The 16,615-nt window shown below is 64.1% G+C and carries 15 protein-coding genes; 14 read left to right on the plus strand and 1 reads right to left on the minus strand.

The window, feature by feature from the left end:
* Positions 1-829 precede the first annotated feature (829 nt).
* Positions 830-1,657, plus strand: a complete 828-nt coding sequence (locus P3W85_RS42500; RefSeq protein ID WP_051078635.1) for a response regulator — start codon at positions 830-832, stop codon at positions 1,655-1,657.
* 138 nt (positions 1,658-1,795) lie between these two features.
* Here the strand turns inward: P3W85_RS42500 and P3W85_RS42505 are convergent, their stop codons facing one another.
* A complete protein-coding gene (locus tag P3W85_RS42505) occupies positions 1,796-2,932 on the minus strand; it encodes a PAS domain-containing sensor histidine kinase (protein WP_017230872.1) in 1,137 nt (378 codons plus the stop codon).
* A 314-nt stretch (positions 2,933-3,246) separates the two neighbouring features.
* Here P3W85_RS42505 and gspG point away from each other — a divergent pair, with 314 nt between their 5' ends.
* The 13 genes from gspG (at position 3,247) to P3W85_RS42570 (ending at position 16,604) form a co-directional block, all read left to right on the plus strand.
* On the plus strand, positions 3,247-3,768 hold the full coding sequence (gene gspG, locus P3W85_RS42510; RefSeq protein WP_276269231.1) for a type II secretion system major pseudopilin GspG: 522 nt from the start codon (positions 3,247-3,249) through the stop codon (positions 3,766-3,768).
* Positions 3,769-3,835: 67 nt separating this feature from the next.
* On the plus strand, positions 3,836-5,035 hold the full coding sequence (locus tag P3W85_RS42515; protein ID WP_276269232.1) for a type II secretion system F family protein: 1,200 nt from the start codon (positions 3,836-3,838) through the stop codon (positions 5,033-5,035).
* Between the two features lie 13 nt (positions 5,036-5,048).
* On the plus strand, positions 5,049-6,752 hold the full coding sequence (locus tag P3W85_RS42520; protein WP_276269233.1) for a GspE/PulE family protein: 1,704 nt from the start codon (positions 5,049-5,051) through the stop codon (positions 6,750-6,752).
* The gene (locus tag P3W85_RS42525) at positions 6,733-7,641 is read left to right on the plus strand and encodes a hypothetical protein (protein WP_276269234.1); all 909 of its coding nucleotides are present in this window, start codon (positions 6,733-6,735) and stop codon (positions 7,639-7,641) included. The genes P3W85_RS42520 and P3W85_RS42525 overlap by 20 nt, the downstream gene beginning before the upstream one ends.
* Positions 7,638-8,168 (plus strand): hypothetical protein, encoded by a 531-nt coding sequence (locus P3W85_RS42530; RefSeq protein ID WP_017230877.1) that lies wholly within the window; start codon positions 7,638-7,640, stop codon positions 8,166-8,168. The genes P3W85_RS42525 and P3W85_RS42530 overlap by 4 nt, the downstream gene beginning before the upstream one ends.
* Complete coding sequence (locus tag P3W85_RS42535) at positions 8,165-8,731, plus strand: hypothetical protein (RefSeq protein ID WP_276269235.1); 567 nt, start codon at positions 8,165-8,167, stop codon at positions 8,729-8,731. Before P3W85_RS42530 ends, P3W85_RS42535 begins: the two co-directional genes overlap by 4 nt.
* Complete coding sequence (locus P3W85_RS42540) at positions 8,728-9,339, plus strand: hypothetical protein (RefSeq protein ID WP_276269236.1); 612 nt, start codon at positions 8,728-8,730, stop codon at positions 9,337-9,339. Before P3W85_RS42535 ends, P3W85_RS42540 begins: the two co-directional genes overlap by 4 nt.
* Positions 9,340-11,673, plus strand: coding sequence for a type IV pilus secretin PilQ (locus tag P3W85_RS42545; RefSeq protein ID WP_276269237.1), 2,334 nt, complete (start codon positions 9,340-9,342; stop codon positions 11,671-11,673).
* A gap of 3 nt (positions 11,674-11,676) precedes the next feature.
* Positions 11,677-12,195, plus strand: a complete 519-nt coding sequence (locus P3W85_RS42550; RefSeq protein WP_035807942.1) for a type II secretion system protein — start codon at positions 11,677-11,679, stop codon at positions 12,193-12,195.
* Between the two features lie 6 nt (positions 12,196-12,201).
* Entirely contained in the window at positions 12,202-12,591 is a 390-nt protein-coding gene (locus tag P3W85_RS42555) for a type IV pilin protein (RefSeq protein ID WP_017225286.1), read from the plus strand.
* Complete coding sequence (locus P3W85_RS42560) at positions 12,588-13,196, plus strand: hypothetical protein (protein WP_017225287.1); 609 nt, start codon at positions 12,588-12,590, stop codon at positions 13,194-13,196. The genes P3W85_RS42555 and P3W85_RS42560 overlap by 4 nt, the downstream gene beginning before the upstream one ends.
* A gap of 263 nt (positions 13,197-13,459) precedes the next feature.
* Positions 13,460-14,992, plus strand: coding sequence for a multicopper oxidase domain-containing protein (locus P3W85_RS42565; RefSeq protein WP_035807946.1), 1,533 nt, complete (start codon positions 13,460-13,462; stop codon positions 14,990-14,992).
* A 10-nt stretch (positions 14,993-15,002) separates the two neighbouring features.
* Positions 15,003-16,604, plus strand: a complete 1,602-nt coding sequence (locus P3W85_RS42570; RefSeq protein ID WP_017225289.1) for a multicopper oxidase family protein — start codon at positions 15,003-15,005, stop codon at positions 16,602-16,604.
* Positions 16,605-16,615 lie beyond the last annotated feature (11 nt).

Genomic DNA, 16,615 nt, shown 5'->3' on the forward strand with positions numbered 1-16,615 from the left:
ATGACCGGCTAAGGCTTCGCGCATTCATTCAAGCCTTCTCCCGGCAATGTTGTACGCATGTTCATTGCTCGGAAACCGGCGCCCATGCCGATCCTGTCGCCACCTCGTCTCGCGTTTTGTGGCACAAGGCGGCGCTTGTCTTTCTCCTGGCCTTTGCATTGTGCGGGGGGGCGATCGGGCCTGCCATGGGGCAATCTCCTACAGATGCGGTAGGGCTCTCCACCGTCCGGCTGGTGGGCCACCATCCAGTCGCAGCCGGCCATGGCAGCCGGCCACGGGCCAGGCGTTCTTGTATCCAGGTTCATACATGCATCTTGTGCTCAGATGAATTGTGTTTCGCACATCACTAATCCATCTGGTTGGTACATTCCCGTGGATTTCCTATCTAGCCTTGTATCACGACGGATTACGAAAAATTACGCGGAATTACGCTGGGCGAAAGATAAGCCGGGGGGAGGCGATGAAGAACAAGCGTTGCGCAGCCTGCACCGGCGTGCCCCGCACCGCCATGCCTGGGGAGAAACGAGCTGAAGCCGCCGGGCGGCCAGCAGATGGAGAAGAGACTCCATGCCAGGCCCCGCGAGCCGCCGGTGGACGCTGTCCGGAACAGAACCTGCATTCGTACCGCAGAGGCGCTCCGAAGACCGGTGCTTGCCGCGCTCGGATCGACCACGCTATGGGTGGAGACAATCTGGCGCGAGCACGTTCCCATGCCCGCCGCACGTGCGGCCGCACAGTATCCCGACCAACCTCTTATGGGAGATCATCGCCGTTTCGGAGAAGCGGCGGAAACGAGAATTAGAAGAAGAATTGCCCAGGGAGGGTGAAAGTGAATATCAAATGCAATGTACTGATCGCGGAAGATCATCATCTTCTACGAAGCGGCCTGCGCTCGATGGTGTCCGGTATCGCAGAATACAACGTCGTCGGCGAGGCGAAGGACGGCAGGGAGGCATGTCATCTTGCCATCTCGCTGAGTCCGGATCTGATCCTGATGGACTTATCGATGCCGGGCATGAACGGCATCGACGCGATCGCCGCGATCAGGCGCCGTACACCGTCCATCCGGATCATCGCGCTGACCGTTCACCAGAGCGATGAGTACGTTCGGGAAGCGCTGCGCGCCGGTGTCGATGGCTATGTTTTGAAGGACGCCTCATTCGAGGAGCTGGTTTTTGCCATGCACGCGGTCATGCAGGGAAAGAAGCATCTGAGCGCGGAAATGTATGGGAGCTTGGTCGAATCGTTTGTTAGCGGCAATGACCCTGCGGCGCCGACGCACAATGCGTGGGATATCCTTACCGCCAGGGAGCGCAGCGTCCTGAAACTGGTGGCCGAGGGACGGTCCAACAAGCAGGCCGGCCAGTATCTGAATCTCAGTCCGAAAACGATAGAAAAATACCGTGCCAGCCTGATGCACAAATTGGGGATAACCAATCTGACCGGATTGGTCCTGATCGCGATCAATATGGGTCTGATCACCTCCCTGGCCAAGCAGTACTATGATCCCGCTCGCAGCGAGAAGCCGTCGCTGACGCATGCTCCCGAAGCGCCCGATGACGATATGGGGAGCGGCGATGACGCCAGGGACGGCCGGTCCGGCAGCGCTGCCGGAAACGACGGGCGGCTCAACGGTCCTTGTCGCGATGCAACGTAGCTGCCTGGCCGGCGTCGTGGCGGCACTTCGTGGCGATCAGTTCGAGTGCGGGGCGTGCGCCCGCACGAATGCGCGGCGCCGGCAGGCGTGGCCGCGCCGGTGGCCGCCGTGTGAGTGTTGCCATTGCCGCCGGGCGGCTCAGGTCCTCCACGTTGCCGAGACCAGGGTGCCACTGGACTCGCTTGACTGAAGGGAGAAACTTCCGCCGTTCGATTCGACCCGCTCCTGCATCCCGATCAGGCCCAGGCCCGAAGACGACGCATCGTCCGCCGACAAGGGCAAGTGCTCGAAGCCGATGCCATTGTCCTGGATCGTCAACAGGATATTGCTGGCGACGCGTTGCAAGCTCACCCTGATTTCGGTCGCCACGGCGTGCTTCACGACGTTGTTCATTGCCTCCTGGGCCACGCGGAACATGTCCGCTTTGAGGCCATCCGGAACCTCGTCTTCCCTCACCCGGCAGTCGAAAATGACGACCACCTTCCCCGAAGCGCGCTCTATCTGCCGGCATAGCGATTCCAGCGCGGGGGCCAGCCCCAGATCGTCAAGCAATCTGGGGCGCAGCTCGTTGCAGATATGGCGTACCTCGCCGATCGTCTCGCGGATACGCAGCACCGTGGATTCCAGCAAGCCGATGGCTTCATCCACGCTGCCGCGCTCGATGCGCAGCAGGGAGTCTTCGACCATCAGTTTGATCAGGGTGAGCGCCTGCCCGAGGCCATCGTGGAGTTCGGCGGAGACGCGCTTGCGCTCTTTTTCCTGGCCGATCATCAGGTGCGCGTAGAGACGCCGAAACTCCGATTGGGGCCGGCTCAGTGCTTCGAGGCTCTCCTGCTGCAGAATGACCGGCTCTTCGAAGACCACCAGGAATGCGCTGAACTTGCCTTCGCTATCCGCAATCGGCTGCTTGTGCAGCAGGATATCGGTGTCTCGTCCTCCTCGTCCGCGCAGGACCGCGCCAAAAGAATGAAACGCGCTCGACGCGGTGCCGGAGAATCCTTCGCTGACTCTTGTCTGGTCGCTGTCCCGAACCATATCGACAAGTGATTTGCCGATCAGGTCCGCAATCGAGTAGCCGAACAGTGCCGCGGCGCTGCTGTTTGCCGACAGGAACCGGCCACCCGGCGCAAGGATCGCAAGTGCGGTGCCACGAACGTCCGTTATCGCGCGGAGGACCCTGTTGCTCGAATCGATCGCGGCCATCATCTTGCGCATGGCATCGGTGACGTCACGCAGCTTCAGATACTCTCCGCCCGGGGGAGTGCTTGCGTCCATCGGAACTCCTAAAATACTGCTGCGGCCACGGCCCACGACGGCCGGAAAGCGCCATCACCTCCTCACGCAAGGGCGACATCCGGGAATACGGAAAGACGGAAAGACGCTGTCCAAGGGGACTTCCCTTCGGGTGTGTCTTATTGTATGTACCCGGATGGCAAATGCCAATACGGCGTTTTGCCATGGGCAGGTGGAGGGTCTCTACCCATGCCGTTCGGCGGGTATTCCCACTACTTTCCCTTCGTTCGCTGGCCAAGAATGGGAAAAAGGCCGCGGTTGTGCCGAGGCGCCCGATCGAAAGCAAGGGGTTTTCCATGCGCATCGATATGCAACGGATTCCGCCTGACAGGTGCACAGGCCGGTGCACCGGCCTGTGCCAGCATGCATGCCCGTCCAGGCAGTGCCGCCATCCGCATGCAGGGGAGGACGAAGGCCGGATTCGCGGCTTTACGCTGCTGGAACTGCTGGTGGTCCTGGTCATCATCGGCTTGCTGGCAGGACTCGTCGCGCCAAAATACTTCGCTCAGCTTGGCAAGTCAAACACCAATATCGCCAAGGCGCAGATCAGCTCCCTGGGCAAGGCGCTGGACCAGTATCGCCTGGACGTCGGATCCTACCCGAGCACCGAAGAGCGCCTCGATGCCTTGGTGAACAAGCCGCAGAACGAGCCGCGCTGGAGCGGGCCCTACCTGGAAAAGGCCGTGCCGCTGGATCCGTGGGGCAGGCCCTATCAGTACCGCTCGCCGGGCGAGCACGGTGACTACGATCTGGTCTCCTTCGGAAAAGACGGACAAGCCGGAGGCGAGGGCGAGAACGCGGATGTCACGTCCTGGTGAGCCGCGGTGCCGCCAGTGAAGCGGCGGCGTGCCGGAAGGCCCACGGGGAGAACGCAGGGAGAACGAAGTGAAGTACTTGATGCGTGTCTTCGATACCTGTGGCGAGGTGCAGACCATCCACATCGACAGCGACTCGCCTGCCGGTGCGGCCGCGACGGCGCGTTCGCGTGGGCTACGTGTCGTCTCGATTCGGACCGCCGGCGCCAGCCGCGGACGCACCCGTTGGCTGACACTGCAGGTGGCGAAGTTCGACGTCGAGCTGTTCGCAAGAGAGCTCGCCGCCTTGCTCGATGCGGGTGTCGGGGTGATCGATGCCCTGCGCACGCTAGGCGGAAACGAGCGCCGCGACGCCTCGGGGAAGGTGTATCGCCAGCTGCTCCGGCAACTGGATGAAGGCCATTCGCTGTCCTCCGCGCTGGCGCATGCCGACAACGTCTTCCCGACTGTCCTGATTGCGTGCGTAAAGGCCAGCGAACAAACCGGCGGTCTTGCCGAAAGCCTGAAGCGCTACTCGCGCAACAGTGCCACGCTGCGGGAACTGCGTTCCCGGGTGGTCTCGGCGGCAATCTATCCATGCGTGCTGATGGTGGTCGGACTGGCCGTTGTGCTGTTCCTGCTGGGTTTTGTCGTCCCGCGCTTCGCGAACCTGCTCGAGAACAGCGGCCGCGAGCTTCCGCTGCTGTCGCGATGGCTGATGGCATGGGGCGGGCTGGTGCACACGCACGGGTCGTCCCTGGCAACGGGGTTCGCTGCGCTGGTGCTGGGATCGATCGTGGTGATGCGCCGGCAAGACGTGCGTGACTGGATTGCCGACCGCATCCTTGCGATGCCGGGCATCGGGCTGCATTTCCGCATCTATCGCCAGTCGCAGTTCTTCAGAACCTCGGCGATGCTGGTGGACGGAGGCATTCCGGTGGTACAGGCCCTCGATCTCGCCCGCGGCCTGATCGGCCGCGGCGATCGTATGGCGCTCGCCACGGCGATGAACGCCATCCGCAATGGCGGAAAGATGTCCGACGCATTCCAGGATTGCGGACTGGCGAGCGCAATCACCTATCGCCTGCTGACCGTCGCCGAGAAGACCGGCAGCCTCGGTCCCGTACTCGACAAGATTGCCGGATTCCAGGAGGCAAAAGTGTCGCGGGCGATCGATGTGATCTCGCGATTGATCGAGCCGATGATGATGGTCTTCATCGGTTTCGTCATCGGCGGCATTGTCGTACTGATGTATTTGCCGATATTTGAAATTGCCTCCAGCATCCAATAGGTACAGGTACGCCATGAACCCGACCGGCGCGGACAAGGAAAAAGGGAGCGTTCCGTTCCGCGCCACGCTGCGCGAGCTCGGCGAACGCCACGGCTCGGGCATCCGCGCCGTGGAGGCGCTGTTTGCGCAGCAGTCGACGGGGGCCGACGCGGTGCTTGCGCAATTGGCGGATGAGTTTCGGATGCCCCCGATCGCTATCCGCGAACTGCATCAGCTCGAGCCTGACTTCGATGTGCTGCCCTTTGTCGAGGCGGCCACCAGGCTGTGCGTGTGCTTCCGGCAAGGCGCAGGCCTGCTGTTCGTGATCGCCGATCCGCTGGACGCGCGCACCCGCGGCTACGTCGATCAGCGCATGCGCGCCCGCCCAACGATGCACTACGGCTGGTCCCTGGCCAGCGTCGGCGACCTGACTGCCTATCTGGCCGCGCGTGAGAAGGATGTGCGGGCGCTGGACACGCTTGCCTTCAATGACCCGATACAGCGCGCCAGCGACCCATCGGCACTGGCTCTGACACTGCAGGGCATCAGCAGCGACGACAGCGCAGTGGTGCGCCTGCTCAACTCGACGATCTACGACGCACTGAAAATGAAAGCCAGCGATATTCACCTGGAATGCCGGGCGAACGGACTGGTGATCAAATGCCGCGTGGACGGCGTGCTGGCGGTGGTCGGCCGGGCGGAGGGGCGTGGCGTTGCCGACCAGGTGCTATCGCGCGTCAAGGTCATCTCGGAACTCGACATCGCCGAGCGGCGGGTTCCGCAGGACGGGCGCTTCAAGGCACAGTACGCGGGGCGGGACATCGACTTCCGGGTGTCGATCATGCCGAACCTGTTCGGCGAGGATGCCGTGCTCCGTATCCTGGATCGTTACCAGCTGTCGCAGGCGGCGGGTGGCCTGACGCTCGAAGCGCTCGGCTTCCAGGACGCCGACATGCGCTTCATGCGCTCTGTCGCTGCCATGCCGTACGGCATGCTGCTGGTGACGGGGCCCACCGGCAGCGGCAAGACCACCACCCTCTATGCCATCCTGACCGAGATCAACGACGGTCTCGACAAGATCGTGACGATCGAGGACCCGGTCGAGTACCAGTTGGGGGACATCCTCCAGATCCCGGTGAACGAGGCGAAGGGTCTGACGTTTGCCCGCGGCTTGCGTTCGATCCTGCGGCACGATCCCGACAAGATCATGGTCGGTGAAATCCGCGATCCGGAGACCGCGCAGATCGCGGTACAGGCTGCGCTCACCGGGCACCAGGTCTTCACCACCGTGCATGCGAACAATGTATTCGATGTCATTGGCCGCTTCACCAATATGGATGTTGATCCTTATAGCTTTGTATCGGCTCTGAATGGCGTCGTCGCGCAACGTCTGGTGCGCCAATGCTGCGTCGAGTGCGCGGTCGAAGAGGAGGGCGACCCGGACGCGCTGGCGCGCGCCGGGATCGATCCCGGCACGGCAACAGGATTTCGCTTCCGGCGGGGTCTCGGCTGCGCAGCTTGCCGGGGCTCGGGATATCGTGGCCGGCGTGCAATCGCGGAAACACTGCGGATGAACGATGAACTGCGCGAACTGCTGTCCGAGCGTGCGCCGCTCGGCCGCATCAAGAGCGCCGCATTCCGCTATGGGATGGAGACCCTGCGCACCGCCGCGGTCCGCCTGATGGCGAAGGGCGAGACGACCCTCGAGGAGATCAATCGTGTCACGATCGTTGAATGACGCCCTCGCCGTCGGACTCGGCACGTGCGCAGTGGCGGTCGGGGTGCGCCCCTCGCGGCTGCAATACCTGCGTCGCCTGGCTCAGCGCGCCGGGCTTGGGGGGCGGGCTGCCGTCTCGGCTGCGCCGCCGCCGCCGGTTGTCGAGCATGCCAGCATCGAGATGGCGCAGGCGCAGTGCTTTTCCGAGCAGGGGGCGCTGGATGCGCTCCGTCAGGCATTCGAGCAAGCACCGGGTGTCTCGGGGCGCGCAGCGAATTCGAAGCGGCGCGCGTGCATCGTGCTGGACGATTTCTGGGCCAATCACGCGATCCTGCGGGGCGACTTCCGCGCCATGCGCACCCGGGAGGTCGAGGATATCGCCCGTAGTTACTTCGCGGAGACGTTCGGACTGGATGCCGATGCCATCGTGGTCCGCGCCGCGATGCAACGGGGCGGGCGCGCGCTGTTCGCAAGCGCGCTGTCGCGATCGTTGCACGAAGGTATCCGCGACGTTAGCGACGCGGCGCGCGTGGAGGTGCAGAGCCTGAAGCTCGGGTTGCCGCAGATGATGAATCGCGCGCGGCGCGCCGTCGGCGGCAGCGCATCGATGCTCGTGGTGGTGGCGGAGACGGCGCTGCATGCGGTGCTGATGGACCGGAACCGCTGGGTGGCCTATGGCGCGCAACGCCTGTTTGCCGACGATGCCGGCGATGCGCTGCGGCTGGCGACGATTGCCGAGCAGGTATTCGAACGCTGTACGAATGCGCGGCGGGAGGACTGCACGATCTATCTGGCGGGGCTCGGCCTCGATCCATCGGCGTTCGAGGGGCGGTTCGCCTCCGCGCGTTGCTTGCGGGATGTTGCGCCGGGTGCTTCGGCTCCGCTGCGCTTGATGGAGTTCGCACTATGATGCCGCAGCTCAAGATCGATTTCAGCCGGCGTCCGTCAGCGGTGGCGCCGGCCGGCGTCGTCTTGCTGATCGTGGCGGGCGCAATGCTGCTGCTTGGCGCCAGGGCGCTGTGGCGGGCGTATCAGGACAACGATCATGCCCGAAACCAGTTTGAGATGGCGGTGCGCGAAGACATCTCCAGGAAGCCCCCTAAAAAGGCCGCTCCCACGCCTGGCGCCAAACTGGCGGAGAAGCAGGGTGAGGCGATCCTGCGCGAGCTCACCGTGCCATGGCAGAGGCTTCTGTCGATCGTGGAAGATTATCCGGGCCACGACATCGCGCTGATCGGCATCGATCAGAGTCCCGCGCAGAGCCAGATCCGCATCACTGCCGAAGCCAAGGACGCCGACGGGATGATCGCCTACCTGAAGTACCTGCAAGGCAGCGTGCTCCTGCACGAGGCGGTGCTGAGCGGCCACCTGGTCGAGACCAACGTCCCCGGGACGCCCGTGCGTTTCCAGATCATAGCGGTGTGGAGAAAGCCATGAATGCCCGCCGGCTCCCCGACTTCCTGCTGACGCTGCGTTTCGAGATGCGGCGCGCATTCGGCGTGCCAGGCCTGCTCGGGGCAATGGCCTTGGCCGCCGCCGCGATGACATGGAGCGCGATCCCCACCGTAGACTCGCAGACGCGAGGTTTGCAGGACAGCGCGCGGCAGGCACGCGCCGCGAAAGCCCGGCATCCCGACGACGCCGGCCGGGGGGCGGCCGAAGTGAATTCCCTGGGCAAGCTGCCGGCCTTGTTCTCGACCTTCGCGGAAAGCGGTAACGACATTGCCGTGATCTTCGCGCAGGCACGGGAGAGCCACCTGGCGCTTGGCTCGGCGCAGTATCAGACCGTCACGGAGCCCGGGGCGACTTTCACGCACTATCAGGTTCTGTTCCCGGTCAAAGACCAGTACGGCACGATTCGCCGTTTTGTGGCGTCGGTGCTCAACAGCGTGCCGAACGCCGCGCTGCAGGAGATCCATGTCGAACGGCCGGCGGTTGACGGCAATGTTCTCGAGGCCCGCATCCGCTTCGACCTGATCTATCGGACGGACCGGCCATGAACAGCGCTCTCGCCAGGAGGATGCTTTTCGCCGGTGCTGGCCTGGCGATCGCGGCATTGATCTGCTGGGGCCTGGCGCCTGGCTACCGCGTTCCCGATGTCGTCTCGGCAATCAAGGCGGCCTATGGCCGCGGCATCCCGGCGGGGACCGCCATTCCCCAGGCCGCCGCGCCGGCCGCGAGCGCGGGCGGGCCGCGGCGCGCGCCCGTCGCGGCGAGCGAAAGCGCCGCGGATGCGGTCGCCGCGATAGCGCCGCGAGAACGGCTCGCGTCGCTGCGTGCCCCCCTGTCGCCGGATACGGCCAACGATCCATTCAGCGTTTCATCCTGGCTTCCACCACCTCCGCCACCCGCGCCGCCCCCGCCGGCGCTTCCACCCGCGGCACCCACGGCGCCGCCTCTGCCATTTGGTTATGTGGGCGCGCTGGGAGCGGATGCCGCCAAGGAGCAGGTGTTCCTGAGCAGCGGCGAGCGTCTGTTGATCGTCTCGCTGGGCGATGTGATTGACGGCCAGTACCGTCTCGAGTCGATCACGGCAACAGGTGTGACCTTTACCTATCTGCCGCTGAATGTGAAACAGGTCATGTCCACCCAGGGCGAAGGAAAGTAAATGAACTCCTCGTGCAGATCGGGCATTGCCTGCAGAGTAGACCGCTGCAACGCGCCCCAAAGGTCGATCGCCGCGTCAGGTCGCGCGGCACCATCCGCGCTGGTTCCCGGCTGCCGCACGTGCGGACTCGGCGCGGTTCTGATAGCGATCGCGCTCGGTGGCTGTGCGGTGGATCGGGAAGCGCTGCATAGAGCCAGCGCGCGCGAGCCTACCAATGCCGAACTGCAGTTGAACTACGTGCACGTGCGCGACCGCCAGGTGAACGCAATCCTGGACGAGGTGGAAAGGTTGCGGGCCGGGCTCCAGTTTCACGAAGCCATCCTGAAGCTCGACGAAGCGAGCCGGATCGATCCAAGCAGCGAGCGGGGGCGGAAGCTGGGCGCCGCGCTCCAGATCGATCTGCGCGACCTCGTCATCCTGGCCGAGGTCGAACGGATGTTTCAACGCGGCTCGTATGACAGCGCGGCGGAGCGAGTTCGCGACGTGCTTGCGGAGAATCCGACCAATGTCCAGGCGCGGCAGATGATGCAGCTGATCGAAGACAAGCGGCGGCAGCTGCGGGCCGAGCGGGAAGAGAAGAGCGCCGCCGCATCCATCATGCGTACGCCGGTGACGCTGCAGTTCCGCGATGCCAACGTGCGGATGGTCTTCGAGGCGCTGTCGCGCACGTCTGGCTTGAACGTCATCTTCGATCGCGATGTGCGGACGGACCTCAAGACGACGATTTTCGTGACCAATGCCGCCATCGAGGACGCGGTCAATCTGATCCTGCTGCAGAACCAGCTCGACAAGAAGGTCTTGAACGCGAACACGCTCTTCATCTACCCGGCCACGCCGAACAAGCAACTGGAGTACCAGGAGCTGAAGGTCAGGACCTTCCAGTTGTCGAACATCGACGCAAAGCAGGTGCAGGCATTGCTCAAGAGCCTGTTGAAGATCAAGGAAATCGTGATCGACGAACATGCCAATACCCTGTCGATTCGCGGTACGCCGGACACGATACGGCTGGCGGAGCAACTGATCGCCGCGCAGGATCTTCCTGAGCCCGAGGTCATGCTGGAGGTTCAGGTCCTCGAGGTTTCCCACGAGCGGCTGACCGACCTCGGGGTCGCGTGGCCCAACAGCTTCACCATGGCCACGCCGAGCACCGCGTCGACATGGGGTGCGCTCCACACGCTGCCCATCAACCAGCTGGTGGTCAGCGGGCTGTCCGCCACCGCCAACTTCAAGCTGACGGATACCGACGCGAACCTGCTTGCCAGCCCGCGCATCCGCACCCGCAACAAGGAAAAGGCGAAGATCCTGATCGGCGACAAGGTACCGGTGATCTCGAGCTCGAGCACCCCTAGCACCAGTGGCCCGTCCTATGCGCAGAATATCCAGTACCTGGACGTCGGCATCAAGCTCGAGGTGGAGCCGCAGGTCTATCGCGACGACGATGTCGGCATCAAGATCAATCTCGAGGTCAGCAACATCACGAAGACGATATCGAGCAGCAACGCGCAGACCGGCCTCAGTTCTCTGGCCTACCAGATCGGCACGCGCAGCGCATCGACCAGCCTGCGCCTGAGGGACGGCGAGACGCAGGTTCTGGGCGGCCTGATCTCGGATGCCGACCGCACCACCGCGGACAAGGTGCCTGGCCTGGGCCAGCTGCCGGTGCTCGGGCGCTTGTTCTCGGATCATAACGGCGATCATGTCAAGACGGAAATCGTGCTGCAGATCACGCCGCATATCATCCGCCCGCAGCGTGTTGCGGATGCGGACACGCGTGAAGTCTGGTCGGGAACGGACGCCAATGTGCGCACCGAACAGTTGCGCCTCGATCCCACCAGCGCAGCGCTGCCCGTTGCCGCTCCCGTCGCGCCTGTCAAGCCAGGAAGGGTGGGGGGCGGTACCGCGACACCGGTTGTACCCTTGACACCGGTTGTACCCGTGGCACCGGCCACGCCGGCGAGTGTCGATGGCGCGGCGGTTGGGGGCGATGCCAAGGCCGCGGCAGCAGGGAGCACGGCGCCGCCCGTACCCTTTGCAGCACCGCCGAGAGGCTCGCTGGGCCAGGCACCCGCGGCGCCGCGGACGACGCCGCCGCCCGACCCGTTCGCGGCGCGGTTCCCGGCCATCCAGGCCGCGCCACCGGCTCCGGCAGCCGCCGCCGCTGTGCCGGCGGATGGGAACGCTGCCGTGCCGGATGCGCCCGCCACGGCGGTCGTGACCCCAGTGCCCGGCCCCGCCGCGGCGCCGGCGCCCTTGCCCGCGCCAATCCTGCGGATGCCGCCAAACGATATGGCGAGCGAGAACCCGCTCTATCCCATCCCTGCTGGAACGCATTGACCCATGAGGCCCCCGACCCACACAGCGCGATGCCGCGGCCGCTGGAACGCAGCTGGCCGCGGATTCACCTTGATAGAGCTGGTGGTGACACTGGCGCTTGTCGGCATTGTCGCGCTGGCGATCGTGCCATTCTCGGAGCTGATGGTGCAGCGGGAGAAGGAGCAGGAACTGAGGGTGGCGTTGCGGCAGATCCGTGGCGCGCTGGATGCCTACAAGGACGCCAGCGATTTCGGATCGATCGAAAGGGAAGTAGGCGCATCGGGCTATCCGCCCACGCTGACGGTGCTGGTGACCGGTGTCAAGGATGCCAAGGATCCGAAGGCAGGCCTGCTGATGTTCCTGCGCAGCGTGCCGCGCGATCCGTTCTTCAACGGCGACGCCGCCACGCCGGCGGAGGAAACCTGGAATCTGCGCGCCTATGGCAGCACGGAGAGCAGTCCGCAGGGTGGCAATGACGTGTTCGACGTGTCGTCCAGAGCCGACCGCACCGGTCTCAACGGCATTCCCTATAAAGAATGGTGAAACGCAATGAAGCCCGCTCGCGGCCATCGGCTGCATGGATTCACCTTGATCGAACTGGTGGTCGTGATGGCGATCATCGGATTGCTGCTGACGATCGCGCTACCGCGCTACCTTCGCAGCATCGACCGCGGCAAGGCGCAGGTGCAGCGGCAGAACATCGCCGTGATGCGGGATGCCATCGACAAATTTTTCGGAGACAACGGGCAGTATCCGGAGAACCTCGACGAGCTGGTTCAGAAGCATTATCTGCGCAGCGTGCCTGAGGACCCGGTCAGCGGCGGAACCGATTGGACCGTCATTGCGTCGCCGGACGCCGACAAGGCCGGCGTCTATGACGTGGCGCCGGCGAGCGAAGCCGCGGCGGCTCCCGCCGTTGCCGTGGTGCAGGGAAAATGAATGGCACCCGCAGCATGCGTGCGGGCTGGCGCCGCCAGGGCAGGGGCGCCCGCGGTCTGGTGCTGCTTGCCCTGCTGATCGCCCTGATCCTTGTTTCAGTGGCCCTGATGGGCGCGCTCGATGTCTGGGCGCTACAACGAAAGCGGCTGCAAGAGGAAGAACTGCTGTTCGTCGGCAACCAATACAGGCTGGCGATACAGCGCTACTACCAGGCCGGCAGGACGTTGCCCGCATCCGTTGACGATCTGCTGGAAGACAAGCGCTTCCCGGTGCCGCTACACCATCTGCGGCGCGCCTACCCGGATCCGATCACCGGGAAGAACGACTGGCTGTTCCTGCACGACGGCGACCGCATTTACGGTGTCCAGAGCAGCTCCGCCGCGCAGACGATCAAGCACGCGAATTTCCCCCGGCGCTATGCGGATTTCGCCAATGCGAAAACCTACGGCGAGTGGCAATTCTATTATCTGCCGCCGGGTCGCCGAATCCGCACGGGTATCGATCTCCCGGGCACGCAAGGCGCGGGCCCGCGGGCCGACGCGGCGGCCCGGCGCGCAGGCGCGAACAACGCGTCTGCGTTCAGTACCAATGGGTGGGCGAAATGAGTTCGCCGGTGCGATATCCGTCGATGGAATGCCCTACCGCATCAGTAGGGTGTTGACCCATGCAAACCATCGCCGGCGTTCCCCACAATACAAGGAAGGAGAGGGAGCCACGGAAGACGAGATGCAGGTATCCGGTTCCCGCCGCGCCGATGGCGCGATGGTGTCGAGCAGGGATGGACGGCAGCGACGGACGTGGTTGCCGCAGGCGTAGGAATTGATGTCCCATGGGGATCGCGCAGGCCGATCCGCAGGAAGGAGGCGGTATGTTCAGTGCTCGCGTATATCGAGGCGGCTTTTCGGCGCTGTTATTGCTTCTCTTTGCATTACCGGCGCTCGCGCAGTCGTTCCGGGTCCAATGCCCGGACAACACGGTGCTGCACCCAAAGTCGTCCGCCGGGGTGGTCAGCGACGGGATCAAGTGCCAGCAGATCTCGGGCGGCGACGGCTACTCGACGATGGGCGACGGGACGCAGACCTACATGTTCTCCTTCGGCCCCTTGTCCGGCCTCGCGGACATCAAGCAAGGCCTGCCCGGCACGGAGCCGTCATCGGTGTTCAATACGCTCTGGCCCTATCCGATCCACGATGGGGTACATGATGTCAGCACCTTCAATGGGGCGGTTGGCCTGGTCCCCGATCCGGATGCCGGCGGGGCGATCACCGGCCACGTCGATCCGCGGCCCATCATGGATGTCGGCGTGATGAACGGCAATATACCGGCGCCGACCATGGCCATCGACGAGGACGACGAGTTCTTCCTCACCCTGACCAATGTCGGCATGATCATGCGGCCCGACCTGTTCGAGAAGCACACGGTGCATTTCCATGGCTACCCGAACGCCTCCTCGTTCTACGACGGGGTGCCCGATGCCTCGGTTGCCATCAATATCGGCGGCAGCTTCACCTACTACTACCTGGCGCCGGATGCCGGAACCTACTTCTGGCACTGCCACATCACCCCGCCGGAGCACCTGCAGATGGGCATGGTGGGCCAGATCTACGTGCGGCCGCGCCAGAACCGCGTTCCCACCGGCGCGTCCCTGTACGCCGGGTTGCAGGCCCAGCAGAACGATCTGCGCACCAGGTGCGGTACCGACATCCTGTGCTCGACGCCACTGCCGCGCGTGGACAACGGCGCCACCCACCAGCTCAACAAGAGTGGCTCGCCGACGCTCTACGCCTACAACGATGGCGATGGTTCGACTGCATACGATGTCGAGTATCCGATCCAGATCCATGGGTTCGATCCGAACTTCCACTTTGTCGGCATGACCTTCAACCCGGAGCCGTTCACCGACATGAAGGACAAGTACTTCCTGCTGAACGGGCGAAGCTATCCGGACACGGTGACGCCGGGACCCATGAGCACGCAGGTGTCGGATGGCTCGGCGCACTTCTCTCAACCGCTGCCGACGCTGATCAACATCCCGCTTGGCGGCAAGGCATTGCTGCGGATTTCGGATCTCGATGTCACCGAGTTCCAGACGCTGGCCTCGCTCGGCATCCCGATGCACGTGATCGGCATCAACGCGCGCTTGCTGCGCGACATGTCGGGCAACGACCTGACTTACTACACGAACTCCATCACGCTGGGCGGCGGTGAGTCAATCGACGTGATCCTGGACGCAAGCGCCCTGGACGCAAGCGGAAATTTCCGCTACCCGGCGGGATCGACGTATTACCTGTACACGCCCAATCTGGACCACCTGTCGAATGACGCCGAGAACTTCGGTGGCTTGATGACCGAGGTTCACATCTGCGGTGCGTTCGACCCGATTACCAAGCTGTGCAAATAGGAGAAGCGCCGTGGGCCACACTACACGCTACACGTGGATCGCGAATCTCGCGCGGCTCGCCTCCGCCATGCTCGCCGCGTTGCTCTGCATGCCGGTGCAAGCCGCGTCGCCGGGCATCACGGGGACCAGTTTCGATCTGTCTGCCGAGGCGGCCCGTATCAGCCAGCCGGACGGGTCGAGCGTCTACTCGTGGGGATACGGTTGCCGTGCCGGCGGCGCTGCGCCGTCCGGGTTTTCGCCGTCGCCAGCGGTGATTCCCGGTGCGAACTGTCCGAGCATGCAGATACCGGGGCCGACCTTGATCGTCCATCAGGGTGACACGGTGACGGTGACGCTCAGGAACAACCTGCCGGCGGCCGCGGGCAACACCTCGATTCTCTTCCCGGGATTCCAGGTCACCACGTCGAACGGCGTGCCGGGTCTGCTCACAAGAGAAGCCGCACACGGCGCCTCGGTTACCTATACCTTCGTCGCGGCGACGGAGGGGACCCATGGCTACTACAGCGGCACGCAGAGCGATCTGCAGATCGAGATGGGCTTGTACGGGGCGATCATCGTTCTGCCCAAAGGCATTCCCGCTGGCTGCCGGGCTGTCGGCAGCACGCTGCCGGACGGGCAGACCGACTTCCGCAATGCCGCGGCAGCCTACAGCAACAGCGCCGCGTGCTACGACCGGGAGTACCTGTTCCAGTTCTCGGAGATGGATCCGCGCATCCATACGCAGGCGGAGCAGCAGGTGGGCACGCCGGCCGGGAAGGCCTGCACGCGGCCCAACGGCTGCATGACGGTCGAGACCGAGCCTTACCATCCGGCCTATTTCATGATCAATGGCCGGTCCATGCCCGACGACATGGACCCGAACTACGCGGCGCAATATCCGCACCAGCCGTACAACGGCAATCCGCACATGCATCCCGGCGAGCTCGTGCTGCTGCGGATCATCGGCAACGGCCGCTGGCAGCATCCGTTCCACGAGCACGGCAACCATGTGCGCATACTGGCGCGGGACGGAAACCTGCTGCTGAGCCAGACGGACAATGCCTCGCCTGCCGGACCACTGCTGTTTACCACGACGACGACGCCCGGCGTGGCGATGGATGGCATCTTCTACTGGACAGGGCGAGGCCTGAACTGGGACGTGTACGGCCATGTTGAAGGCGGCGTCTACACCGACCCGGCGTTTCCCGCCTATCTGGGCAAGCCGGTAGTCTGCACGCCCGACGCCAACGGGTACTACACGGCCGACCCGGCGGCACCGAATTACTACGAGTGGTGCCAGGACCATAACAAAGGCCTCGAGGCCCATCCGTTCGGCCAGGTCGCCAGCGGCGGTCCTGTCACGCTGCCCGACGCGAACATCCTGACCAAAGGTGTCTGGTACGGCGGCAGTCCTTATCTCGGACCGGATGCAACCGTGCGCGCCGTGGGCCCCACAGGCACGATTCCGCCCTCCGGCACGGTCGCGAACCCGCCAACCACGGAAGCAGGCTTTGCGTTCATGTGGCACTCCCACAATGAGCGGGAGATCACCACGAACAATATCTTCCCGGGCGGGATGATGATGATGATGTTGGTCGATCCGCAAGCCTTCAATATCAACGAAGCCAATTAGCGGTCAGGGGA

Origin of the sequence: Cupriavidus basilensis (genome assembly GCF_029335485.1) — a bacterium.
GTDB lineage: Bacteria > Pseudomonadota > Gammaproteobacteria > Burkholderiales > Burkholderiaceae > Cupriavidus > Cupriavidus basilensis_E.